Raw genomic sequence first — 24,919 nt, forward strand, 5'->3', positions numbered from 1 at the left:
TTCTTTTTTCCTGTCTGTCATAAGTTGCAATATTAAATGTTTTAAACTTATAGACAGAGTTTATTTTACAGTCTCCTTCTTACGCGATGATACAAAGATAGCAACAAGTTCCGACGCTTCCTTTTCAAGATTGTTTCGCTGCTCGGAATTAATGAGCCTTAAGTTATCAATTAATTCAAGCCAGAACTGCGCTTCATCAGCTTCTTCTACTACAATACTGATCTTCGGGACAAATGCCGCTGTTGACTGAGCTAATTTCGCCGCCCTGTAATTTGCTGCTACCGAAGATGAACATCTGATTAACTGCCCCTGAATATGTTTTCCCAAATAATTATTGGGTAGACTTTCTGCTAAACGAATACAATCAATACAGAAGCTTTTAGTTCTTAGTTTGAGGTCTTTTTCTTTGTTCATGATTAGAATTTATTGGTGATTACATTCACAAATTACATAATCTTCCCAATAATCCCTAATCATTAATCCTTCATCGTTATAGTTAATCCTTCAAATTAATCCTTTATCAATCATCCTTTTCTAAGAATCACCATCGTTGCGCCATAGCCATACTCCTTAAACGAAGCGTCCTGGAAATAGTATTTTTTGAATTTGCGCTGCAAAATATTGGCGACTTCCTGTTTTAAAACCCCTTGGCCCACACCGTGAATAAATACAATTCGTTTCACATGATTCTTTATGGCCAGGTTCATTTCCGATTCAACAGCCTCCATCTGAATTTCCAGCATTTCGCGGTTGCTCAATCCCTCTGTATTATCTATTAACTCAGTAATATGCAAATCGATTACAGTTTCTTCAGAAGAACGCTTCCGTTCCTTCTGCTTTGGCAGGTCTGCTTTTTCTTTTGCCTTCACAACTTTTTTAAAATCATCTTGCGTTAGCTTATCCAACTCGGTTTGCATGGGATTGGGTGTAATTTGCAAAACCAGTGCATTTTTTCTGAAATAGGAATTGCTACGAAATGTTGATTCTTTGTAAAACTTTACCGGATTCACTCTAAACTTTTTCACCACCGGTTGATTCCACGTACTTTCCGATTCTCGAAAATAAATGAGCTGAAAGCCAAAATCAGGCAAATCACTCAAATCTTCCTGAACCAATGCATCAATTTTTTCCCGCGAATTGGACTTAACAGTACCCTGCTTAACAGCAACAACCTCATCAGTTTTCAGGTGCAAATAATTATACAGCAGCTTGTAATTACTATCGTTTACCAAAAACATTTCAATTTCGGCATTTAACGGATTTTTTGAGTTATTGGGAACAAAACAAAAATAAAAATCAGGAGAGTTCTTTCCATTTATAATTTCTCCTTCGGGCTCCAGAAAATCCGGCTCTGGCTGAATTTCTGGCGCCGTTTCAACTGTAGGCGAAGTCGTGCTTTCGTTTAATTCCGGTGCACTAATATTTACCAGTTCTTTAATGGGGTAAGGCACTTCAAAACCATCTTCACCCTCAACATTAACTGTGTTCTTATTAATAAAACCGGTTACAATACCTCCGCCAACATCATTTAAAAACTTAACCTTATCTCCTACTTTTATCATGACTTTTTCTCTTTTTGGCAAAAGTACAATTTTTCTTCTACTGACCTTGTCACTCCGCCCGAGGCTGTAAATCAGCAAACAATAAAAATATTACTTTTGCTGCCACAAAAAATTACGTTTTGAGTAAATACAAGGATATAAAAATAAGCGATTACACCTACGATTTACCCGACCACAGGATTGCCAAATACCCACTGGCAGAGCGCGATAAATCGAAATTACTGACCTGGTGCAACGGCCAAATAAAAGAAGATACTTTTGAGCATTGCGCGAAATACCTGCCCGAAGGATCGCAGTTGGTTTTTAACAACACACGGGTAATTCATGCCCGCTTGTTTTTTTACAAGGAAACCGGAGCCAAAATAGAAATCTTTTGCCTCGAGCCTGTTTCGCCTGCCGACTACCAGGTGGCTTTTCAGGATACCGAAGAAGTGACATGGAAATGTATGGTGGGCAATTCAAAAAAATGGAAGGAAGGTTTTCTGAGTCTGAAGTTTGAAATTAATGGAAAAACAATTGAACTTACTGCGGCAAAAACTGCGCAGGAGGGCAACTCGTTTCACATCCGGTTTATGTGGAACGGAGGTGTGCATTTTTCCGAGATAATTGATAAAATTGGTCAACTCCCGATTCCTCCTTACCTGAACCGGGATACTGAAGAATCGGATGAAGAAAGTTACCAAACCGTTTATGCCAAAATTGATGGCTCGGTTGCGGCTCCTACCGCCGGATTACATTTTACAAAGCAGGTTTTGGAAACGCTAAACGCAAAAGAAATTAGCACCAACGAAATTACACTGCATGTTGGAGCAGGCACTTTTCAGCCAGTAAAATCGGAAACCATCGACGGGCATACCATGCACCACGAGCAGGTAATTATACCTATTGATATTTTACGCCGCTTTGTTGAGGATACTAAAAATATTATTGCGGTTGGCACCACCTCGGTACGCTCGCTCGAAAGCTTGTACTGGATTGGCTTACAGCTTGAAGAAAAACGTTTTAACCCCTACCGCCCGGAAGTAAAACAGTGGGAGCCCTACGAAAACAAAGCCAGCATTTCAATGGAAAAAGCCCTGCAAAATATCATCTATTTTCTGGTTGAAAACGGCGAAAAAAGTATTCGCTTTGCCACACAAATTATCATTTTACCCGGCTACAATTTTAAACTTATCCGTGGAATGTTCACCAATTTTCATCAACCGCAAAGCACATTACTACTGTTAATAAGTGCTTTTTTAGGCAACAACTGGCGAGACGTGTACAATTATGCACTGGCAAACAATTTCCGTTTTTTAAGTTATGGCGACAGTAATTTATTTTTGAAATAAGCGCTGGTAACACAAATTAACAGCTAAAACTTTGTACAAATTCCAACTTTAACCATATTTGTATTTGATATGCAGACAGAGCAAGAGTACAATTTTTCCTCCTTTATACACAACTCGGTAAAAAACTTCGGTAGCAATAAGGCACTTGGCTTTATTGACGAAGAATATATTACTTATACCGAATTAGGTAAAAACATAAAAGCCGTACAGGCGTTTTTAAACCAACTTGGCCTAAAAAGCGGCGATAAAGTAATTATTTACAGTCAGAATATGCCTAACTGGGGCATCGTGTATTTTGCGCTACAGTGCTCGGGAATAGTGGCCGTACCCGTTCTGCCCGAATTTAGTACAGCCGAATTAGATAATGTAATAAAGCACTCGGAGTCGAAGGCATTATTCGTTTCTGAAAACCTACGCTACAAGCTTAACGAAGCTGATACCCAAAGCTTATCAGCTGTAATTAAACTTGAAAACTTTGAGGTTTTGAGTGCCCAAAAAAGTAACGTTCATTTTAAAAAAGATGCCGATTGCACCATCAATTACATTCCGGATGAGAACGAGATGGCTGTTTTATTGTATACTTCCGGCACTACAGGTAACTCAAAAGGCGTAATGCTCTCGCAAAAAAATATAATAAGCAATGTTATACAATCGGGAGCTGTTCAGGAAATAAAAGAAGATTTTCGGTTTTTATCCGTTTTACCACTGTCGCACACTTACGAAAATACGATCGGCTTTCTATTGGCGATTTATAACGGAGCCAGCGTAACTTACCTGCGCAAACCACCAACAGCAAGCATTTTGCTTCCGGCCTTAAAATCGCTGCGGCCCGACATCATGCTAACCGTGCCCTTAATCATCGAAAAAATATACAAAAACAGTATTTTACCGGGGATTAACAAAAAGGCGGCCACTCGCCTGATGCACCGGTTTGGCCCAACACGCAAACTTATTCATCGGCTTGCCGGAAAAAAACTGATGGAAACATTCGGAGGCCGTTTAAAGTTTTTTGGAATTGGCGGAGCCAAACTCGATGCTACCGTTGAACGTTTCTTGCGTAATGCCAAATTTCCCTATGCCATTGGTTACGGACTAACAGAAACGGCACCACTACTGGCGGGTTCAAACCCAACTCAAACCCGCTTGCAGGCAATCGGTCCAAAGGTTATTAACTGCAAAGTAAAAATTAATAAACCCAACCCGCTAACCGGCGAAGGCGAAATATGGGCCAAAGGGCCAAACGTAATGCTGGGTTATTATAAAAACGAAGAAGAAACCCGCAAAGTACTTACAAAAGACGGGTGGTTTAAAACCGGCGACCTGGGTGTTTTTGATAAAGATGGATGGTTAAGCCACAAGGGAAGATTGAAAAACCTGATTGTTGGAGCAAATGGCGAAAACATATATCCTGAAGAAATTGAGTCAATCATTAACAACTTCAGACACGTAGTTGAATCGCTGGTTGTGCAAAAAAAAGGCAAACTGGTGGCCATGGTTCATTTTAACCGCGAAGAACTGGAGCAGCGCATCAGTGAAATGCGGGCAGGTGTTAGCACAAAAATCGACGAAAAAGTTGAAGTTATTTCGCAACGCGTTGATGAAACAATTGATGAGTTAAGGATAGAATTGCAACATTACATAAACGAGCGGGTTAATAAATTCTCGCGCGTGCAATTGGTTATTGCACAACCGTCGCCTTTCCAGAAAACAGCAACACACAAAATTAAACGCTACTTGTATTATTAATTTTCATTTTTACCGATGAGTTACTAAACCTTCCAATCAGTAAAAAATCAGATTCAATTATATTTTAATAAAACAAAAAACTCATGGCAGATTATTTTAAACAATATCCTGACCAACAAGGATTTTATAAAGAATACGGAGGTTCTTTTATTCCTCCGCAGTTACAAACCGAAATGGCTAAGATTACCAAGGCTTACCATTCTATTAGCAAATCGCACAATTTTATTTCCGAGTTACGCAGCATTCGAAAACATTTTCAGGGCCGTCCTACACCCGTTTATTTTTGCGAGAACTTATCAGCAAAATACGGTGGCCGCATTTACATGAAACGCGAAGACCTGAACCACTCGGGCGCACACAAATTAAACCACTGCATGGGCGAAGCCTTACTGGCCAAACACCTGGGCAAAAAACGACTGATTGCAGAAACCGGTGCCGGACAACACGGTGTAGCCCTGGCAACTGCAGCAGCTTATTTTGGTTTGGAGTGCGAAATACACATGGGTGAGGTTGATATTGCCAAAGAACACCCCAATGTGGTTCGGATGAAAATATTAGGCGCCGAAGTTGTGCCGGTTAGCCACGGATTAAAGACACTGAAAGAAGCCGTTGATTCGGCGTTTGAATCGTACCTGAAAGACCCGGTTAACACCATTTACTGCATAGGGTCGGTGGTTGGGCCGCACCCCTTTCCAATGATGGTTCGCGATTTTCAGCGCGTGGTAGGAATTGAAGCCCAGGAGCAGTTCTTCGAAATGACCGGTGAAAACCCCGATCACGTAGTAGCTTGTGTAGGCGGTGGAAGTAACGCCATGGGCATGTTCTCAGGCTTCCTCGATATTGAAGAAACCGAATTGCACGGTGTTGAACCGGGAGGTGTTGGAACAAAACTGGGCGAGCATGCCAGTACCATTACTTACGGAACACCCGGCGTTATCCACGGTTTTAAATGCTATACCCTGCAAGACGAAAACGGCGACCCCGCACCGGTTTATTCAGTAGCCAGTGGCTTAGACTATCCCGGCGTTGGACCAGAGCACAGTATGTTAAAAGATATGGGTAAAGTAACTTATGGTGTTGCCGATGATAAAGAAACCATTGATGCCTTTTACGAACTCAGTCGTTTGGAAGGAATAATACCTGCATTGGAAAGTGCCCATGCGGTTGCCTACGCTTTAAAACTTGCGAAAAACAACCAGGAAAAATCAATTTTGGTAAACCTCAGCGGTCGTGGCGATAAAGACATCGACTTTGTAGTTGAGAAATACGGTTTACCTGAATAGATAACCTGTTACATAACTTTAAAAAAGTCTGGTTTTCAAAACCAGACTTTTTTTTCGACAATTAACAAATACTAAATCCCAATAATAACATAATGTTAGCTGTATTAATTTAAAACTAAGTCCACACACCCTTATTATTCGCTTAACATCCAAAATCAATTATTTGTCTACGTTTGCATTCCCTTTGAAAAAAGGGTAAAAATTGAAAACATTTTTAGACAATGATTACAGTATCGAATTTAAGAATACAGTTTGGCAAACGCATACTATTTCAGGACGTTAACATGAAATTTACGGCCGGAAACTGTTATGGCGTTATTGGAGCAAACGGAGCAGGAAAATCAACATTTTTAAAAGCAATATCGGGGCAGATTGATGCTACGGCAGGGCATATCTCGCTTGAACCAGGCGAGCGCCTGTCGGTTCTTAGCCAGGACCACTTTGCTTTTGATGAGTTCTCGGTACTAGATACTGTTATGAAGGGACATGCCGAGCTTTGGGACTTGATGAAAGAAAAAGATGCGCTTTACATGAAACCTGATTTTTCGGAAGCCGACGGAATTTTAGCCGGCGAGCTGGAAGAAAAATTTGGCGATATGGGCGGATGGAATGCCGAAAGCGATGCAGCTACACTGTTGAGCAACCTTGGTATAAAAGAAGAGTACCACTACACACTGATGAAAGACATGAGCGGGAACCAAAAGGTTCGTGTTTTGTTAGCGCAGGCTTTATTCGGAAACCCCGACAATCTGCTGCTCGATGAACCTACCAACGACCTCGACCTGGAAACCGTTGTTTGGCTCGAGAATTACCTGGCTAACTACGAAAACACGGTTTTGGTAGTATCGCACGACCGCCACTTCCTCGATGCCATATCTACCCACACCATCGACATTGATTATAACGATATAAAAATGTTTGCCGGAAACTACAGTTTCTGGTATCAGAGTAGCCAACTGGCACTGCGTCAACAGCAGGCTCAAAACAAAAAAGCCGAGGAGAAGAAAAAAGAATTGCAGGAGTTTATTTCTCGATTTAGTGCCAACGTCGCTAAATCGAAACAAACTACCAGCCGTAAAAAAATGCTCGAAAAACTGAATGTTGATGAAATCCAACCATCAACAAGAAAGTACCCTGGAATTATTTTCACCCCCGAGCGCGAGGCCGGAGACCGTATTTTGGATGTAGAAAACCTGAGTGCCAGCATTGAAGGAACCACACTTTTTAAAGACGTGGAATTTTCGGCGCAAAAAGGAGAAAAAATTGTATTCCTGTCGCGCGACCACCGTGCAATGACTGCCTTTTTCGAAATCATTAATGGGAAACGTGAAGCCGACACAGGAAGCTACCAGTGGGGACAAACCATTACATCAGCTTATCTGCCATTAGACAACTCGGAATTTTTCAATAGCGACATGACCCTGTTCGACTGGTTGTGCCAGTTTACTTCTGATACTACCGAAATTTATATTCGTGGTTACCTTGGCCGAATGTTGTTTGCCGGCGACGAGATATACAAAAAAGTAAACGTACTTTCGGGAGGCGAGAAAATGCGCTGCATGATTGCAAAAATGCAGTTACTCGACGCCAACGCATTAATTCTGGATACGCCAACCAACCACCTCGACCTGGAATCGATTCAGGCTTTTAACAATAACCTGATAAAATATCCGGGCAACGTTTTCATGTCATCGCACGACCATGAGTTTATCTCATCGGTGTGTAACCGTATTATTGAGCTAACACCCAATGGCATAATCGACAAACTAATGCCCTACGACGAATATATTGAAGACGATAAAATTCATGCCCTGCGCGAAAAACTTTATGCAGTTTAAGCTAACTGATAAATGCAAACCTCCGAAAATTATAAAGGCGTTTTAAAACCACAATTATCACGATATGAATACGCAACGAAAAAACATTAAACTTAACGCCCAGGTTGAGATTGTAAAAAAACAACACCAACAATCAGGCGAATTAACAAGTGGCACTGTTCAAAAGATTTTAACCAAATCGGCCATACATCCACACGGCATAAAAGTAATGCTAAAAAGTGGCGAAGTGGGCCGTGTTAAAACAATCATTTCAACTTGATTTTTTACCGGGAGTTTATCTGCTAAACTCCCGGTAAAACCAGCACTTACAAATTATTACAAACACCTGACTTTCAGTTAAAAATCAAAACCCACACACCCACATAGGTTCAAATCCCAAACAGAACAAACTTAACCAATTGAATATCTGAGCATTACGGACACAACACATTATTAACACAAATTTATTAAAGATTTAATTCTCTATTGCAACATATGCACTCTCACTAATAAAACACAATAAACCACCTATTAACTCCTGTGTATCTATTACTTACATGAGTTTGAAATTTTAGAACTACAAAACTGTCTTATAAAGAATTTTTCTATATAAAGAATTTTTTCGCTATTAATTACCATTTCTGCCTTAAATCATGTAAATGGTATTGCTTTTGAGATTATTTTTGTATCGGAATTGACAGTATTAATGGTTTTGCACAGTACTTGATGAGATGAAAGTATCAGAAAAAATAGAGTTACTTAAGAAAAAACGCGAAGAGATCCGGAAAATGGGTGGAGAAAAGCGCGTTGAGAAACAGCACGAGAAAGGAAAACTAACTGCTCGTGAGCGTTTAAACCTGCTTTTTGATGAAGACAGCTTCAGAGAAGTAGACATGTTTGTTGAACACCGTTCGGTGAACTTTGGACTTGAAAAGGTAGATATTCCTTCGGACGGAGTGATTGTTGGCCATGGTTTGGTAAACGGAAGACCGGTATTTGCCTACTCGCAGGACTTTACCTCGCGCGGTGGTTCGCTGGGCGAGATGCATGCAGCAAAAATCTGCAAAATAATGGACCTCGCGGTAAAAGCCGGAGCACCCGTGGTAGGCTTAAACGACTCGGGTGGTGCCCGTGTGGAAGAAGGCGTGGATGCACTTAAAGGCTACGGCGAAATTTTTATGCGCAACTCGCGTGCATCGGGTGTAATTCCACAAATTTCGGCCATTATGGGGCCTTGTGCCGGTGGTGCCGTGTACTCTCCTGCAATGACTGATTTTGTTTTTATGGTAAAAAAGCAAAGCCATATGTTTATTACCAGTCCTTATGTTATTAAAACCGTTACCGGCGAAGAAACCACTTTTGAAGAACTGGGTGGCGCCATGGTACACAATACAAAAAGCGGTAATGCGCACTTTGCCTGCGAAAGCGACGAAGACACCATTGAAGCCATTAAAGAATTGTTAGAATTTTTGCCAAACAATAATCTGGAAGAAGCGCCAAAAGTACCAATGGGCGACGACCCTGCCCGTTTGTGCGATGAACTGGATACTATTATTCCCGATGATTCGAAAATACCTTACGACATGGTTGGCATTATCGAGTCGGTGCTTGATAATGGCGAATTTATGCAGGTACACGAGCATTATGCCGAAAATGCCATTGTTGGTTTTGGTCACCTGAACAACCGTTCGGTAGGTATTATTGCCAACCAGCCTATGATACAAGCCGGATGCCTTGACATTGACGCCTCTGACAAAATAAGCCGTTTTGTGCGCACCTGCGATGCCTACAATATTCCAATGATCACCTTTGTGGATGTTCCCGGGTACCTTCCCGGCGTTCAGCAGGAATGGGACGGGATAATCCGACACGGTGCCAAACTGCTGTGGTCGTATGCCGAAGCTACCGTGCCGAAATTTACGGTGGTTACACGTAAAGATTACGGAGGCGCATACCTGGCCATGTGTTCCAAACCACTGGGAGCCGATTTGGTATTTGCGTGGCCATCAGCCGAAATTGCAGTAATGGGAGCCAAAGGTGCTGTTGAAGTAATTTCAACCTACCGCAAACAAATTGCAGAAGCCGAAAACAAAGCAGAAATGACTCAGGCAAAAATTCAGGAGTACGAAGAAGCTTTCAACATTCCGTATTTAGCGGCAAAACGCGGCTACATCGATGATGTAATCTTGCCAAGCGAAACAAGAATACGTTTAATTGATGCCCTGGAAGTTATGTCGACCAAAACAGAGATTTTACCACCAAAAAAACACGGAAATATTCCACTCTAAAATTTTTTGATTATGACAGCCAGAGAAAAAAAGAGAAGAGCTGCTATGATTGCCGTTGCCTATTACCTGGAACAGGAAGCAGCCATAAACAAATTGGAAGTAAAAGACTACAGTGCCTGGGTAAGTTCGGGCAAAGAAGTACTTATGGATAACCGCAACATGGTTCAGCGCCGCGGTCGTGCACTACGAAAACGTGCCTAGTTTTTTACACAACTACAAATAACCGAAAAAAGAAACAAAGAGATGAATTACGATAAACATGGAGTTTTGGAAATGTCGCAGCTTGAATTTGGGCCCGACAGAACCAAAGCAAGCAACCCTATAAAAATTAACGATGTAAGTTTGCGCGATGGCCACCAGTCGTTATTTGCCACACGCGGACGTACCGAAGACATGCTTCCGGTAGCCGAAATGATTGACAATGCCGGCTACAATGCTGTTGAAACATGGGGAGGAGCCACTTTTGATACCATGCACCGTTTTTTGGCCGAAGACCCATGGGAACGCCTGCGCACTCTGAAGAAACATATGCCGAAAACGCCATTTTCGATGTTGCTGCGCGGACAAAATGTGGTGGGTTACCGCAACTACGCCGACGATGTGGTTAAAGCTTTTATTCAGCGTGCCATCGACAATGGAATGGATATATTCCGTTGTTTTGATGCACTAAACGATTACCGCAATTTTGAAACCGCAGCAAAGGTAATTAAAGACAATGGCAAGCATTTTCAGGGCGTGGTATGCTACACCTTAAATCAACCCCGACTGGGTGGCGATGTGTACAACATGGACTACTACCTGAACAAGGTAAATGAACTGGTTAAGTTTGGTGTTGATTCCATTTGCATAAAAGATATGGCAGGCTTAATAGCTCCATACGATATTTACAACCTGGTTCGCGAGATTAAAAAGGTTACCGACATCCCGCTGAACCTGCACACTCACTTTACTTCGGGTATGGGCGATTTGGCAATTTTTAAAGCCATTGAAGCCGGAGTAGACATTGTTGACACCTGTATTGGACCATATGCTTATCGTACTTCGCATGCTGCTGTTGAGCCAATTATTATGTCGCTGCTGGGCACCAACCGCGACTCGGGTATGGACATCAACCAGATTACTGCGATTGCGGAAGAAATGGAGAAATACATTCCAAAATATAAACACCTCGACAATAATCCAAAATATGCCACAACCGACATTAATGTGCTGCTGCACCAAACACCGGGGGGTATGCTTTCGAACCTGGTTAACCAGCTAAAAGCAATGGATGCGCTCGACAAGCTGCCAGAGGTATTCCGTTTATTGCCAAAAGTGCGCAAAGACCTTGGAAATATTCCATTGGTTACACCTACCTCTCAAATTGTAGGGGTGCAAACGGTAAACAATGTACTTTTCGATTCGTATGAAGGAGAATATGCCCAGATTACCAAAGAGGTAAAAGACCTGTGTTACGGTTTGTATGGCAAAACCACCATGCCAATTAATCCGGAAGTAAGAGCAAAAGCCTTAAAAGGCTATCCGCGTGGCGAACAGCCAATAACTGAACGCCCCGGAGCTATTCTGGAACCGGAAATGGACAAAGTAAAAGCTGATTTTGCCGATTTGGCAAAAGATATTGACGACGAAGTGTTATGCGCTTTGTACCCGGTAACCGGCAAACGTTTTCTGAAATGGAAATATGGAATGGAAGAGGTACCTGCCGAGTTTAAAGCAAAAACAATGGAGCAGGTAGAAAAAGAAGAAGAACTGATTCGAAAAGCTTTATCAGGCGAATTGACCTCGAAAGGCAAAGGCGGCGCAACACGCGAACTGGAAGTTAAAGTTGACGGCGAGGTATTTACCGTTGAAATTAACGACCCAAATGCTGCTGCTGCACCACAACGTATGCGCAGAACTAAAGGTGGGGGAACAAAAGAGGTTTCGGCAGAAGGAAGCGTTATGGCTCCAATTCCGGGTATGATTGTAGAATACAAGAAAAAAGTGGGCGACAAAGTTGCCGTTGGCGAAACTGTAGTGGTGCTTGAAGCCATGAAAATGATGAACAACCTTGATGCAGCAGTAAATGGTACGATAACCGAAATTAAGTACGACCAGGGAGACTCTGTAGTAAAAGGAGATGTGCTTATGGTTATTGAGCCACTTGAATAGCAACAACTTTCAACAAGATGATACAAAGGCAGGTTCCGAAAGGGCTTGCCTTTTTTTCTGAAAGTCTCTTAAAAGTCAATGGTAATAGCTGGTTCAAAATCTATTGACTTACCCTAAGGGAGCGTTAGATGAATTTTTGTACTACTCTCATTCCTGTTGGTAACTCCCGGGAATCTTGATAGTTTTATGCCCATTTATCAATCGATGAATGTTTTTTTTGAGGCCATACCCGCAGCCCGATTACTCGCGACTGCCGTAAAAACGATCCAGAATCGATCCGTCGTTGGCTTCTTTTGATAAGGATTCGATGGTACTTTTGGGTACGTCATAAACATCCAAAACGATTAATCCGTCGAGGCAGTTATTAAATTTCGGGTCAACATTAAAACCTATAATTTTAGCATTTAGCTTAATATATTTTTTTAAAAGCACCGGCAACCCCGAATTTAATTCATCCAAATCGCCAATAGTTTTATCAAGCCGGTTAATGTCGTGCTCCATATTTTCCATTAACAGGTTTAAATCCACATTGTCGCTTTTAAACTTATAGCTGTTTCGTGGTTTTATGTGCTGAGCCATTTTCCAGTTTAAATGGTTCTTCATGATAAACCTGATAATTAAATCTTTCGAAACTTTTGAATAATTGTTGCTAATACTTACCGGACCAATAAGGTAACGGTATTCCGGATTTTTAAGCAGGAAATATAAAATACCCTTCCACAACAAAAACAAGGGCATGGGTTTACGCTGGTATTCTTTAATTACAAACGAGCGCCCCAATTCAATGCTTTCTTTTAATACCGGTTTAAAGTTTTCGGCAATACGGAACAACGATTGCAGGTAAAAACCTCTTCTGCCATATTGCTCCATAATGTCTTTTCCTTTTCCCAGTCGATAAGCGCCAACAATCCGGTTTTCATCTTCATCCCAAATAAACATTTGGTGGTAGTACAAATCAAATTCGTCAATATCCAAACTTCTATTTGTGCCCTCACCAACTTCCCGAAAGGTAATTTCGCGTAAACGCCCAATTTCGTTTAAAACGTTCGGAATTAAAGCCGACGGTGCACAGTAGGCCGTATAATTTTTTAATCGAAATAAGGTGTGGTCTGCTTTAATCGCCAGTATTTCTTTTTGGATATATTCAAAAGGAACCGGATCGATTATAGTGTCGGGTTTTACTTTTGGCTTTAGTGCATAGTTAAAAAAGCGCCGTATTTCAATATCCGATTCCATGCAATAGGTTTTGGCACGCAAAAAACGTCCAAACTGGTACACATCGCAATACTTTTCCTGCTCTTCAACTTTTATGGCACTGCCAATGCGCAGCTTAATTTTTTTATGTTTTTTACTTAAAATCTCAGATGGAAGTCTGGCGCTTTTTAACGAGGGGTGAATTTTTGCCACCAGGTGTAACAGGCGACTATTAGTTCCCTGAAAAAGAACCGGCACAACCGGCACCTGTGCCTTTTTAATAAATTTCACCACCGGAAACTGCCAAACCTTATCGGTAACGCCTTCAAACGAATCTTTGGTATTTACATCAATGGCCGGAAAAAGACAAAGAACACCCCCATTTTGTAAATGCCCAAAAGCTTCTTTTAAACCGGTGTAATTGCCATTCCCTGCATCGTCAAACGGATTCTCTTCCATAAAATAATCCGAAACGGCATCGATTTTTTTCAATAGAAAATTGGCCAGCACCTTTACATCATTTCTAACCAACGAGAGGTATTTTATCAGCAAAAGCCCGTCAAATCCTCCCAGCGGATGATTGGCAACAATAATAAACGGCCCTTCTTTGGGTATCTTTTTTAACTGCTGTTCATCAAATTCAATGTTAAACTCCAGTGTTTTTATTAACTCATCAATAAAATCTACCCCTTGCTTTTCAGCAATTTGACTGTAAATTTTATTCAATTTATTAAAACGCAGAATGTACATCAGAAATTTGGCGAAATAATCGCCGCTGGCGAGTAAAGCAGGACGATCTTTAAAAAGATCTTTTGGCTTAAGTAATTCCATTTATTGCTGTTCAGCTATAATAACTTCAAATACTTCATTACAAAAATAAAATGTTTTTTGAATTATCGCTGATCTCTGTCAAATTCTGTAAGCACATTTGTATTGAGCTGTCAGTATCAGAATTTTTATTCTTGTGTTATCATTCTTTTTTTAATCATATTTGGTTTTAATTTGTTATAAGGAAACAAAATATTTAGATGACAGAAAACAAACTACATATTACCGACTGGCTGCCCACCTCAAAAAAAGAGCTTAAACAGCTGGGATGGGAGGAACTTGATGTTATTTTATTTACCGGTGATGCCTACGTGGATCATCCATCGTTTGGAGCTGCAGTAATTGGGCGGGTATTGGAAGCCGAGGGCTTAAGAATTGCCATTGTTCCGCAGCCCAACTGGACCGATGATTTACGCGATTTTAAGAAGCTGGGGCGCCCCAGGCTGTTTTTTGCGGTTACTGCCGGAAATATGGATTCGATGGTGAACCATTACACTGCCGGAAAACGTAAACGCTCGAACGACTCTTATACTCCGGGTGGACAGATTGGAAAACGTCCGGACTACGCCACTATTACTTACTCAAAAATATTAAAAGAACTATATCCTGACGTACCTTTGGTTATTGGAGGAATTGAAGCATCGCTGCGCCGCTTAACCCATTACGATTACTGGTCGGACCGGTTAATGCCATCTATTTTGGCAGATACCCGGGCCGAACTGCTCTTTTATGGCATGGGCGAAAAATCGATTGTGGAGTTTGCCCGATTGGTTAAACGCGGTATTCCCATTGAAAGTTTGACAACCATACCCCAAACGGTTTTTATGGTAGATGAAGAAGAAACTTATGCTACCAAAAAAAACTGGGACGAGTTGGAGTTAGCTTCGCACGAAACCTGTTTAGCCGACAAACAAGAATTTGCCCGAAATTTTATGCACATCGAAGAAGAATCGAATAAAATGGAGGCAAAAAAACTGATTCAGGCTTTCGGAAAGAAAAAAATAGTAGTTAATCCGCCCTGGCCTACCTTTAAAGAAAAGGAGATTGACCGGGTATACGACCTCCCCTACACCAGGTTGCCACACCCCCGTTACGACGGTAAGGCTTCAATTCCTGCTTACGAAATGATCCGGCATTCCATTAACATCCATCGCGGCTGTTTTGGTGGTTGTACGTTTTGTACCATATCCGCCCACCAGGGTAAGTTTATTGCCAGCCGGTCGGAAAAATCGGTTTTAAAAGAAGTGGAAAAAGTTACCGAAATGCCCGACTTTAAAGGTTACATCTCCGACCTTGGTGGCCCATCGGCAAACATGTACCGCATGAAAGGAATTCACGAGGAAATTTGTAAAAAATGCAAAAGGCCTTCGTGCATTTTCCCGTCGGTGTGCAAAAACCTTGATATTAACCACAAACCCATGCTCGACCTTTATGAGAAAGTAAGAAACAATCCGAAGATTAAAAAAGCATTTATTGGCAGCGGTATTCGTTATGACATGATACTTGAAAAAACAAACAACAAGGAGGTTAATGAAAACAATAGAAAATACCTGCGCGAAGTAATTAAACATCACGTTTCGGGCCGGCTAAAAGTGGCGCCCGAGCACTCGTCGGACGAAGTGCTTAAATTTATGCGTAAACCATCATTCAAGCTGTTTGAAGAATTGAATAACGAATTTGTAAAAATCAACAAAGAAGAAAAGCTAAACCAACAGCTTATTCCTTATTTTATTTCCAGCCATCCCGGAAGCAAGTCGGAAGACATGGCCAACCTGGCGATTCAAACAAAGGATATGAATTTCAGACTGGAGCAGGTTCAGGACTTTACTCCTACCCCCATGACCCTGGCAACTGTAGTATACTATTCGGGCTATCACCCCTATACCATGGAACAAATTTATACAGCTCGTAACAAAGATGCCAAAGAACAACAACGCCAGTTCTTTTTCTGGTATAAAAAGGAATTTCGGAATAAAATTATTCGGGATTTAAAAGCCAAAGGACGCGACGACCTGATTAAAAAGCTTTTCAATAAAAACAAAAACAAACAGCAATAAAACGAGTCTGAAAATAAACGACACCCACCGGGATAATTGGAACGAACGAATTCCATAAAATACCTTAGAAAATAAATAATTTATGAATATGAAAAATACACGATTGCTTGCATTGTTATTAGCCCTTACTTTGGCAGGTTGTGCCGAGGTAATGCAAATTGCACAGCAAACCCTTGAAGGGGATGCTCCACTTACCCAAACAGAAATTGTGGGTGGACTGAAAGAGGCACTGATTACCGGCACCAATAAATCGGTTGATATACTGGGTGCAACAGACGGATATTACAAAGACGAGCTGGTAAAAATACTACTCCCGCCTGAAGCAGATATTATTGTTGACAATATTGGGAAAGTACCTGGTGGTGAAAAACTGCTCGACGATGTTTTACTTACTATTAACCGCGCTGCCGAAGATGCTGCAAAAGAAGCCGCCCCGATATTTGTAAACAGCATAAAAAGCATGACTATTAACGATGCAGTTGGCATTTTAAAAGGTACCGACAATGCTGCAACCACTTATCTGCACAAAACCACGTACAAGCAGCTTTTTGATCTTTACCGACCAAAAATAAAAACATCAGTAGAAAAGGAACTGGTTGGTGGCGTATCAACCAAAGAAAGCTGGGACACCCTGGTGGGAAAATGGAACCAGGTTGCCGGATCTTTTTTGGGGCAAACAGCCGGGTTAAAAACAGTTGATACTCAGCTGGAAGACTACCTGACAACCAAAGCACTTGATGGGGTATTTTTGAAAATTGCCGCCGAAGAAAAACTTATTCGTGAAGACCCTGCTGCCCGGGTTACAAGCCTGTTAAAGAAAGTATTTGGCTCGCTTGACTCCTAATTGTCTTCACCATAATTTTTAGCTTGTAAAACATATTTGATTGAATAATTGCACAATATTTCATAATTTCATTTAGCCTGAATGAACAAATACTTGCTTTTATTCGCCAGGCAAATGTAATAACCTGTTAAAATTAAGCGCCATGAGATTAGAATTTGTAAAAGTAGAGGAGGCCAACGACCTGGTTAACCAACTGATTGAGCATCATCCGCAAGCCATTTTTTTAACCGACCACGATTTTAAGGTAAAATATTTTAATAAATCATTCCAAAAGCTTTCAAAAAGCGACAAGGGAGATATTATTGGACATGAGTTCTGCGAAATAATGGGCTGTACCCAGCGCGAAAAAATTACGGCAAAAGACGGTGGATTTTGTAAACGCTGCCAGCTACGCGATTTACTTTCCGGCTCAAACCTTTCGGAAATGGTTCTTATTCGCGATTTTGTTATAAATAATAAGGTAAAAACAAAACACCTGCATATCGACACGCATCGTGTGGTAATGAATGACCATAAATACCGCTTGGTAGTTATCGAAGACCGAACAGGACATACCATAAAATAAGCGAAACAACAGGCCCGGAAGTTTTCCGGGCTTATTTTTTATATTTTCTGCCCTGCCAGGTATCACGTTCTTTTAAACGTTTTTCCACCTTGGCAACAAATTCAAAATTTTTTAGTCCCCATTTCGGGGCAATCAGCATTTCGGGTGGTGCCTGGCTAATAAAACGCTCCACAATAATTTCAGGATTTAGCAGTTCCAGGTAATCCACAACCAAATCAATATAATCTTCGGCCGTATATAAATGAAAATTATCCGGGTTTTCGTCAAACTGTTTTTCCAGCAAAGTGCCTTTATGAATCTGCAACTGGTGCAACTTCAGGTTTTTAACCGGTAATTGAGAAATTACCTTCGCCTGATCCAGAACTTCCTGACGGCTTTCGCCCGGGAGCCCTAAAATCATGTGCGCACAATTATTAATGCCTCTTTTGGCCGTTTCTTTAATTGCCCAGGCAGCATCAGTAAAAGTATGCCCACGATTTATACTTTTTAGCGTACGGTCGAGATGCGACTCCACGCCCAACTCCACCATTACATAAACTTTTCGGCTTAGTTCGGCGAGGTAATCAAGCAATTCGTCATTTAAACAATCGGGCCGTGTAGATATCACCAAACCAACAATTTTGGGATGATTCAGGGCTTCTTCGTACAAACGTTTTAAATCGGCTAGGGGAGCATAGGTATTGGTATAAGCCTGAAAATAGGCCAAAAAACGCATGGTTTTGTATTTGCGGGCAAAAAAAGCAACGCCCTGCTCAACTTGCTTACTTACACTGTTTTCCAGGTTGCAATAGGTGGGTTTAAATGTTTTATTATTGCAATACGAGCAACCTCCAACTCCCTTGCTTCCATCGCGGTTCGGACAGGTAAAACCGGCATCAATCGAAACTTTCTGCACCCGCCCCGAGAAGCGTTCTCTAAAATATGTCGGAAAATCATTATAGCGCCTGTCGTGCCCCCAACTGTATACCTTATTTTGCATGCTGTTTTTGTAAGACTGCAAAAGTACTCATTTTTAAAACTTCCATCCTCATAACAGAAACTTATCAACAACTCTTGAAAACTTTCGGCGAATGAAACAGGTATTGCTTTTTAAATACAACGCCAAATCTCTATTTTTAAGAAAAATTCAGACAACTATGTTTTCAGAAAAAGATAAAAAGCAAATTCAGGAGCGCGGCAGTAAACTGGAAACCGTGCAAAACCAAATTGAAAATTTTAAAAAGGGTTTCCCTTTTTTACATATTGAAGACGCTGCATCAATTGGCAATGGCATCATTCATCTGAATCCGGAAGATTTAAAGAAAAGATGCGATCGTTATGATTCAAAAATAGCATCGGGCACAAAAGCCCTGAAGTTTGTGCCGGCTTCGGGTGCCGCAAGCCGAATGTTCAAAGCGCTTTTTGAAGCATTGGAAGACTGCAGTTCAACGGCTGAACAAGAAGTGCTTCAGAAGAACAAAGCCGCTAATGAATACATTGACGGTCTCAACAAATTTGCTTTTGCTGAAGAACTAAAACAAGCCATGAGCAATACAGAAGATTCGGTAAAAAATAAAATCGATTTTCTGTTAACTGAGAAAGGCCTGAATTACGGGGCAAAACCAAAAGGACTGCTTAAATTTCATAATTACACGGATGGTGCCCGAACTCCTTTTGAAGAACATTTGGTTGAAGGAGCCATGTATGCTGCTGATAGCGAACAAAAAGCAAGTTTGCACTTTACCGTTTCGCCCGAACATTTGCCCGGATTTGAAGATTTGCTGAATGAAATAAAAGAAAAATACGAAACAAAACTAGGTATTCGTTTTGATATTAGTTTCAGCCAACAAAAACCATCAACCGATACTATTGCAGTTGACCTGAAAAATGAACCATTCAGAAATGCGGATGGCAGTTTGTTGTTCAGACCCGCTGGTCACGGCGCACTTATTGAAAATCTGAATGACCTTGATGCAGATATCATCTTTATAAAAAATATCGACAACGTGGTGCCCGACCGCTTAAAACAACCCACTGTTGATTATAAAAAAGGACTTGCAGGCGTATTGCTAAAACACCAGGAAAAGCTTTTTTATTATCAACAGGCTTTAAACGAAAAACATTACACGGCACTACAGAGCGGCTTTTTAGCCGAGGCGGCCAACTTTTTAGAAAACACATTAAATACCAAACCGGAAAAAAATCATTATTACACCGAACGAGAAGAGTTATACCACTACCTGAAAGAGAAATTTAACCGTCCGCTGCGGGTTTGCGGAATGGTTAAAAACGAAGGTGAACCCGGTGGCGGCCCATTTTGGGCAACCAATGCCGACGGGACTGTATCGTTACAGGTAGTTGAAAGCTCTCAAATTAATCCGGAAAGTGTGCAACAGCAAGATATTGTAAAACACGCTACACATTTTAACCCGGTTGACCTGGTTTGTGCCGTTAAAAATTACAAAGGCGAAAAATACGACCTCACACAATTTACCGATCCGGCTACCGGTTTTATTTCAAAAAAATCGAAAGACGGAAAAGAACTGAAAGCACAGGAGTTACCCGGCTTATGGAACGGTGCAATGAGCAACTGGAACACCCTGTTTGTTGAAGTTCCGATTGAAACATTTAATCCGGTAAAAACAGTTAACGACTTATTGCGCGATCAACATCTGTAAGATTGTTTTTGTGTTTTGGGGCGAATTATTAATTTCGCGAACTCATTTTTGCCAATGAACGAGGAAAGAGATAGTTTTAGGGAAGAAGATATTAGCGAAGCACTCAGAAGATTTAAAAGCTCGTTGGTATCGGGAAGGAAGCGATACTTTGATGTATCGGAATTTGAAGGAATTGTTGAGTACCTGATGGAAGAGGGCGACTTGCAGGCCTCAGAAATCGCTGCTAAACAGGGAATTCAAATTCACCCTAATGCCGTTCCGCTGCACTTAAAATATGCCCAAATACTTTTAAGTAAAGGAAAATACCAGCAGGCACAAAAATATCTCGACTTTGCCGAACGTGTTGAAACGGCCAACCCCGATGTTCATTTGTTAAGGGGCTCGGCTTCCTTAATTATGGGTAGAGAGGATGAAGCACAAGCAGCATTTAAAAAAGCAATTAAAGTTGCAGGCGGCGAGGCCGATGATGTGATGTACCACATTGGGTCGGCTTTTATACAAATTGGCGAAATGAGTGAAGCCATTTCTTATTTTAAAAAGGCATTAAAATTAAACCCAAAACACGAACTGGCTTTATACGATCTGGCATTTTTTTGCGATCAGATTGGCGATTACAAAAGCAGTATTAAATACTACAACCGTTTTATTGATAACGACCCATACAATTATACTGCCTGGTTTAATTTGGGAATTGTTTTTAATAAAGCCGACAAGCACGACAAAGCCATTGAAGCTTACGAGTACACCCTTGCCATAAACGAAAATTTCCACATGGCATTATTTAATATCGGAAATGCATTGGCCAATGCCACTCGTTTTGAAGAAGCCATAGAAAAATACCTGGAATATCTGGAGTTTGAACCCGATAACGATGATGTACATTGTTACCTGGGCGAGTGTTATTTAAACCTCGACAACCTGGTTAAAGCGGAGCATTATTACCAAAAAGCCCTACGCATTAACAACGACAACGATACAGCATACTTTGGTATTGGCCTTATTATGTGGATTGAGAAAAAATTTGACAGAAGCATTGAATATATCGGCAAAGCTGCCCGGCTCGACAAGCAAAACTCGGAATACTGGCTTACCCTTGGGAAAGTTAACAACGACGCCGGACACCTCGATGATGCGGTAAAAGCGTTTAAAGAAGGCGTACGTGTTGATTCGGAAAATACCGAAATATGGCTAACCTGGGCCGAAACCCTGAAAAAAAACGATCAGATTTCGGATGCCATACGCATCATTAAAAAAGGTATTAAGAACAACGACGACTCGATGTTAAAGTATCGGCTTGTGGCCCTATTGCTGCAATGCAAAAAACGAAAAGAAGCCTACGAGTGGTTGCGAACAGCTATGAAACAAGACTTTGAAAATATCAACTACCTCTTTGATATTTACCCCAGAGCTTTAAAAAGTAAACAGCTTAAAAAAGTGGTTGACGATTTCCGCCGGGGTGATAAATAAACCTATGGTGTTGGCTTTTTCTCAAACACATTATTAACTCTTTACCTGGCCAAAAACATCTACTGCTGTTTTACAATTTGTTTTTGTATTTTGGCGTCCCAAAACGTCGCAAGTTTTACGACACAAATTCAATCCATAGATGAACAGATCAGCAAAAGACTATATTACACTGGCGCTAAAAGGTATGGGCATGGGAGCTGCCGATGTGGTACCCGGGGTATCAGGAGGCACAATTGCTTTTATTACAGGAATTTACGAAGAGCTTATCAACTCTATAAAATCGGTTAACCTGCACGCAATAAAACTTCTGCTAAGTTTTAAACTGGCCGCATTCTGGCAGGCTATAAATGGTTCTTTTTTAATTAGTGTGTTTATAGGAGTAGGCATTAGCGTATTTTCGCTGGCCAAAGGACTCGAGTATTTGCTTCACCACTATCCGATTTTGGTGTGGTCGTTTTTTTTCGGACTAATTGTTGCGTCGGCCATTTATGTGGCACGCTCTATAAAACGATGGAAAGCCGATACGGTTATTGGCGGATTGGTAGGCATTATTATCGCCTACCTGATTACTGTAATTACACCGGCTGAAGCCAACACCAGTTACTGGTTTATATTTCTGTCTGGCTCAATTGCCATTTGCGCCATGATTTTACCGGGTATTTCCGGAAGCTTTATCCTGGTTTTATTAGGCATGTACAAATTTATTTTATCGGCTGTTGGCGACATGAACCTGGCCGTTATTTTAACCTTTATGGCAGGTGCAGCAATTGGAATAATCGCATTCTCCAATGTTTTGTCGTGGCTGCTCAGGAAATTTCACAACACCACTATTGCTGTTTTAGCCGGATTTATGGTGGGATCGTTAAACAAGGTTTGGCCGTGGAAAGAAGTTACGCAAACCATTATCGACCGCCACGGAGAACTTAAGCCTATTGCTGAACGAAATATTTTACCGGGCACCTACGAACAATTAACGGGAAACGAGGCCTGGCTTTTGGGAGCAATTATACTGGCCCTTGCTGGTTTTGCCTTAATTTTTGTGGTAGAAGGAATTGGCAAGAAATTGAAAAAATAAACAGTCTCTGTAAACAACAAACGAAAAATATCAATTATCCAATATTCAGTTCAGAACATCCATCAACCAAACAAAACATGGATATTTGGATATTGAACATTGAAAATTCTACATTAGCAATTAAAACATCAGCACATGAAACGATACGGCTTATTAGGCTACCCACTCACCCACTCTTTCTCGAAACGTTATTTTACCGAGCGTTTTGAAAATGAAAAAACGGCGGCGACTTATGAAAATTTTGAGATTGATAGCATTGAGAAATTTCCGCAAGTAGTGAAAGATAATCCCGAGGTAGTTGGTTTTAACGTAACAATTCCGTACAAAGAACAGGTTATTCAGTACCTCGACGAGTTGAATGATTCGGCCAAAGAGATTGGAGCTGTTAATACAATCCGGGTAACCCGAACCGAAAACAGTATTCATTTAAAAGGATACAACACCGATACTTTTGGTTTTGAATCGTCGTTGAAACCCTTTCTGAAAGATCACCATAAAAAAGCACTGATTTTAGGAACCGGTGGTGCGTCAAAAGCCTTAAAATATGTACTTGGCAAGTTAGGAATCGAATACATTTCGGCATCTATTGAAGAGTTGAAAGAAAATGAAATTCGATACGAAGATATCGACGAGCAAATGATGAACGAACGATCGCTTATAATAAACGCCACTCCGCTGGGCACCTATCCAAAAGTTGAGACCTTCCCAAATATTCCCTACGAGTTTATTAACGGGAAGCACTTGCTTTTTGACTTGGTTTACAATCCTGAAGTAACCCAATTTTTAGCCAAAGGAGCAGCCAATGGCGCTACCATAAAAAACGGTTACGAGATGTTACTGAACCAGGCAAAAAGGTCGTACGAAATCTGGCAGTCAGGAGAATAGTTTTTTATTAACACGCAACTCAAGCGCAATATCTTTTTTTTACGAAAAGGTAAAAAACAGCGTTGACTCATTACGATAGTAAAAACAGAAATACAACGAATTATGGATAAAACAAAAGTTCTTTTTGTTTGTATGGGTAATATTTGCCGTTCGCCAAGTGCCGAAGCTGTTTTTAACGGCTTAATAAAACAGGCCGGTATAAGTAAACAGTTTGAGGTTGATTCGGCAGGCACATCGGGTTGGCACGCCGGAGAACCCGCCGACCGGCGTATGCAAAGCCATGCCATACGCCGCAACTACAATTTAACAAGCATCTCCAGAAAATTTAATCCGGCAAGCGATTTTGAATATTTTGACTATATCATTGGAATGGATGACCAAAATATGAGCAGCCTTAAAAACATGACCCGCAGTGCAGCCGATCTGGCAAAACTGCACAAAATGACTGATTTTGGCATAGAAAGTAGCTACGATGAAGTACCCGACCCGTATTACGGAGGAGAAGCGGGTTTTGAATTGGTGCTTGATTTACTGGAGGATGCCTGTCAGGGGTTTCTGAATGCAATTGAAAAGAAAAAAGCTGAATAATAAAATCATTATTCAGCTTTTTTCTGGCTATTCAAAATGGTAAAGAAAATTTACCAAACAGTCGTAGGCAGGTTTCTTTTCGCCTTCAATATCTACAACAATTTTTACCTGAATTTTAGCGATGCCACGCAGATTCTTAATGTCGTTTAACGATACGGTTGCACGTATTTTATCGTTCACCTTTACCGCTTGCTGAAAACGTAAACTTTCAATTCCGTAGTTCACAATCATTTTTACATTGCGTACATCAACCACATTGTACCACAAATAGGTTAGCATCGATAAAGAAAGGTAACCATGTGCAATGGTTGTTTTAAACGGCGACTCTTTTGCTGCACGCTCAGGATCGGTATGAATCCACTGATAATCAAGCGTTGCATCGGCAAACTTGTCAATTTGTTCCTGGGTAATCTGTACATAATCAGAAACCCCGATAACCTGCCCCAAAAGAGCTTCAAAATCCTCGTAGTTGTTTATAATTCTTTTTTCCATTGAAAGTGTATTCTGCTAATTGATGCGCCAAGTTAAGCCTTTTTAGGGAAGTATAAATGCAATCAGCAAGCCGAATATTCATATTTTAG

At 41.0% G+C, this 24,919-nt stretch carries 21 protein-coding genes; 16 read left to right on the forward strand and 5 right to left on the reverse strand.

Features of this window, described 5'->3' with window-relative positions; genetic code table 11:
• Positions 1-60: 60 nt before the first annotated feature.
• Both QZ574_RS14530 and QZ574_RS14535 read right to left on the reverse strand, forming a co-directional pair.
• A complete protein-coding gene (locus tag QZ574_RS14530) occupies positions 61-414 on the reverse strand; it encodes a four helix bundle protein (RefSeq protein WP_297090776.1) in 354 nt (117 codons plus the stop codon).
• Between the two features lie 110 nt (positions 415-524).
• A complete protein-coding gene (locus QZ574_RS14535; protein WP_297090778.1) occupies positions 525-1,562 on the reverse strand; it encodes a DUF2027 domain-containing protein in 1,038 nt (345 codons plus the stop codon).
• A 119-nt stretch (positions 1,563-1,681) separates the two neighbouring features.
• On the opposite strand from QZ574_RS14535, the gene QZ574_RS14540 reads away from it, so the two are divergent.
• From QZ574_RS14540 to QZ574_RS14575, 8 genes are all read left to right on the forward strand, one after another.
• Positions 1,682-2,893: an S-adenosylmethionine:tRNA ribosyltransferase-isomerase gene (locus tag QZ574_RS14540; protein WP_297090780.1), complete on the forward strand. Its 1,212-nt coding sequence runs from the start codon at positions 1,682-1,684 to the stop codon at positions 2,891-2,893.
• A 69-nt stretch (positions 2,894-2,962) separates the two neighbouring features.
• Positions 2,963-4,639, forward strand: coding sequence for an AMP-binding protein (locus QZ574_RS14545; protein ID WP_297090782.1), 1,677 nt, complete (start codon positions 2,963-2,965; stop codon positions 4,637-4,639).
• An 83-nt stretch (positions 4,640-4,722) separates the two neighbouring features.
• Positions 4,723-5,922: a tryptophan synthase subunit beta gene (gene trpB / locus QZ574_RS14550; protein ID WP_297090784.1), complete on the forward strand. Its 1,200-nt coding sequence runs from the start codon at positions 4,723-4,725 to the stop codon at positions 5,920-5,922.
• A gap of 221 nt (positions 5,923-6,143) precedes the next feature.
• Positions 6,144-7,760: an ATP-binding cassette domain-containing protein gene (locus QZ574_RS14555; RefSeq protein WP_297090787.1), complete on the forward strand. Its 1,617-nt coding sequence runs from the start codon at positions 6,144-6,146 to the stop codon at positions 7,758-7,760.
• A gap of 64 nt (positions 7,761-7,824) precedes the next feature.
• On the forward strand, positions 7,825-8,019 hold the full coding sequence (locus tag QZ574_RS14560) for a YwbE family protein (RefSeq protein WP_297090789.1): 195 nt from the start codon (positions 7,825-7,827) through the stop codon (positions 8,017-8,019).
• A gap of 451 nt (positions 8,020-8,470) precedes the next feature.
• Positions 8,471-10,027 (forward strand): acyl-CoA carboxylase subunit beta, encoded by a 1,557-nt coding sequence (locus QZ574_RS14565; protein WP_297090791.1) that lies wholly within the window; start codon positions 8,471-8,473, stop codon positions 10,025-10,027.
• A 12-nt stretch (positions 10,028-10,039) separates the two neighbouring features.
• Positions 10,040-10,228 carry a hypothetical protein gene (locus QZ574_RS14570; protein ID WP_297090793.1) on the forward strand — a complete coding sequence of 63 codons (189 nt, stop codon included), beginning with the start codon at positions 10,040-10,042 and terminating at the stop codon, positions 10,226-10,228.
• A gap of 42 nt (positions 10,229-10,270) precedes the next feature.
• A complete protein-coding gene (locus tag QZ574_RS14575) occupies positions 10,271-12,178 on the forward strand; it encodes a pyruvate carboxylase subunit B (protein ID WP_297090794.1) in 1,908 nt (635 codons plus the stop codon).
• A gap of 240 nt (positions 12,179-12,418) precedes the next feature.
• Here the strand turns inward: QZ574_RS14575 and QZ574_RS14580 are convergent, their stop codons facing one another.
• Positions 12,419-14,203 carry a GNAT family N-acyltransferase gene (locus QZ574_RS14580; RefSeq protein WP_297090796.1) on the reverse strand — a complete coding sequence of 595 codons (1,785 nt, stop codon included), beginning with the start codon at positions 14,201-14,203 and terminating at the stop codon, positions 12,419-12,421.
• 197 nt (positions 14,204-14,400) lie between these two features.
• Between QZ574_RS14580 and QZ574_RS14585 the strand changes: the two genes are divergently transcribed.
• The 3 genes from QZ574_RS14585 to QZ574_RS14595 all read left to right on the forward strand — a co-directional run bounded on the left by QZ574_RS14585 (position 14,401) and on the right by QZ574_RS14595 (position 17,666).
• Positions 14,401-16,257: a YgiQ family radical SAM protein gene (locus QZ574_RS14585; protein ID WP_297090798.1), complete on the forward strand. Its 1,857-nt coding sequence runs from the start codon at positions 14,401-14,403 to the stop codon at positions 16,255-16,257.
• An 88-nt stretch (positions 16,258-16,345) separates the two neighbouring features.
• Complete coding sequence (locus QZ574_RS14590; RefSeq protein ID WP_297090800.1) at positions 16,346-17,101, forward strand: DUF4197 domain-containing protein; 756 nt, start codon at positions 16,346-16,348, stop codon at positions 17,099-17,101.
• Between the two features lie 142 nt (positions 17,102-17,243).
• Positions 17,244-17,666 carry a PAS domain-containing protein gene (locus QZ574_RS14595; RefSeq protein ID WP_297090802.1) on the forward strand — a complete coding sequence of 141 codons (423 nt, stop codon included), beginning with the start codon at positions 17,244-17,246 and terminating at the stop codon, positions 17,664-17,666.
• A 31-nt stretch (positions 17,667-17,697) separates the two neighbouring features.
• On the opposite strand, the gene QZ574_RS14600 is transcribed toward QZ574_RS14595, so the two are convergent.
• Positions 17,698-18,645: a TIGR01212 family radical SAM protein gene (locus QZ574_RS14600; RefSeq protein ID WP_297090805.1), complete on the reverse strand. Its 948-nt coding sequence runs from the start codon at positions 18,643-18,645 to the stop codon at positions 17,698-17,700.
• Between the two features lie 157 nt (positions 18,646-18,802).
• On the opposite strand from QZ574_RS14600, the gene QZ574_RS14605 reads away from it, so the two are divergent.
• From QZ574_RS14605 to QZ574_RS14625, 5 genes are all read left to right on the forward strand, one after another.
• Entirely contained in the window at positions 18,803-20,323 is a 1,521-nt protein-coding gene (locus tag QZ574_RS14605; protein WP_297090807.1) for a DUF4301 family protein, read from the forward strand.
• 54 nt (positions 20,324-20,377) lie between these two features.
• Positions 20,378-21,790 (forward strand): tetratricopeptide repeat protein, encoded by a 1,413-nt coding sequence (locus tag QZ574_RS14610; RefSeq protein WP_297090809.1) that lies wholly within the window; start codon positions 20,378-20,380, stop codon positions 21,788-21,790.
• 139 nt (positions 21,791-21,929) lie between these two features.
• Positions 21,930-22,865, forward strand: a complete 936-nt coding sequence (locus QZ574_RS14615; protein WP_297090811.1) for a DUF368 domain-containing protein — start codon at positions 21,930-21,932, stop codon at positions 22,863-22,865.
• Between the two features lie 135 nt (positions 22,866-23,000).
• Positions 23,001-23,750: a shikimate dehydrogenase gene (locus QZ574_RS14620; RefSeq protein WP_297090813.1), complete on the forward strand. Its 750-nt coding sequence runs from the start codon at positions 23,001-23,003 to the stop codon at positions 23,748-23,750.
• A 102-nt stretch (positions 23,751-23,852) separates the two neighbouring features.
• Positions 23,853-24,338: a low molecular weight protein-tyrosine-phosphatase gene (locus QZ574_RS14625; protein ID WP_297090815.1), complete on the forward strand. Its 486-nt coding sequence runs from the start codon at positions 23,853-23,855 to the stop codon at positions 24,336-24,338.
• 27 nt (positions 24,339-24,365) lie between these two features.
• Here the strand turns inward: QZ574_RS14625 and QZ574_RS14630 are convergent, their stop codons facing one another.
• Entirely contained in the window at positions 24,366-24,830 is a 465-nt protein-coding gene (locus QZ574_RS14630; protein ID WP_297090816.1) for a MaoC family dehydratase, read from the reverse strand.
• Positions 24,831-24,919: the final 89 nt, after the last annotated feature.

Source organism: uncultured Draconibacterium sp. (genome assembly GCF_913063105.1).
GTDB lineage: Bacteria > Bacteroidota > Bacteroidia > Bacteroidales > Prolixibacteraceae > Draconibacterium.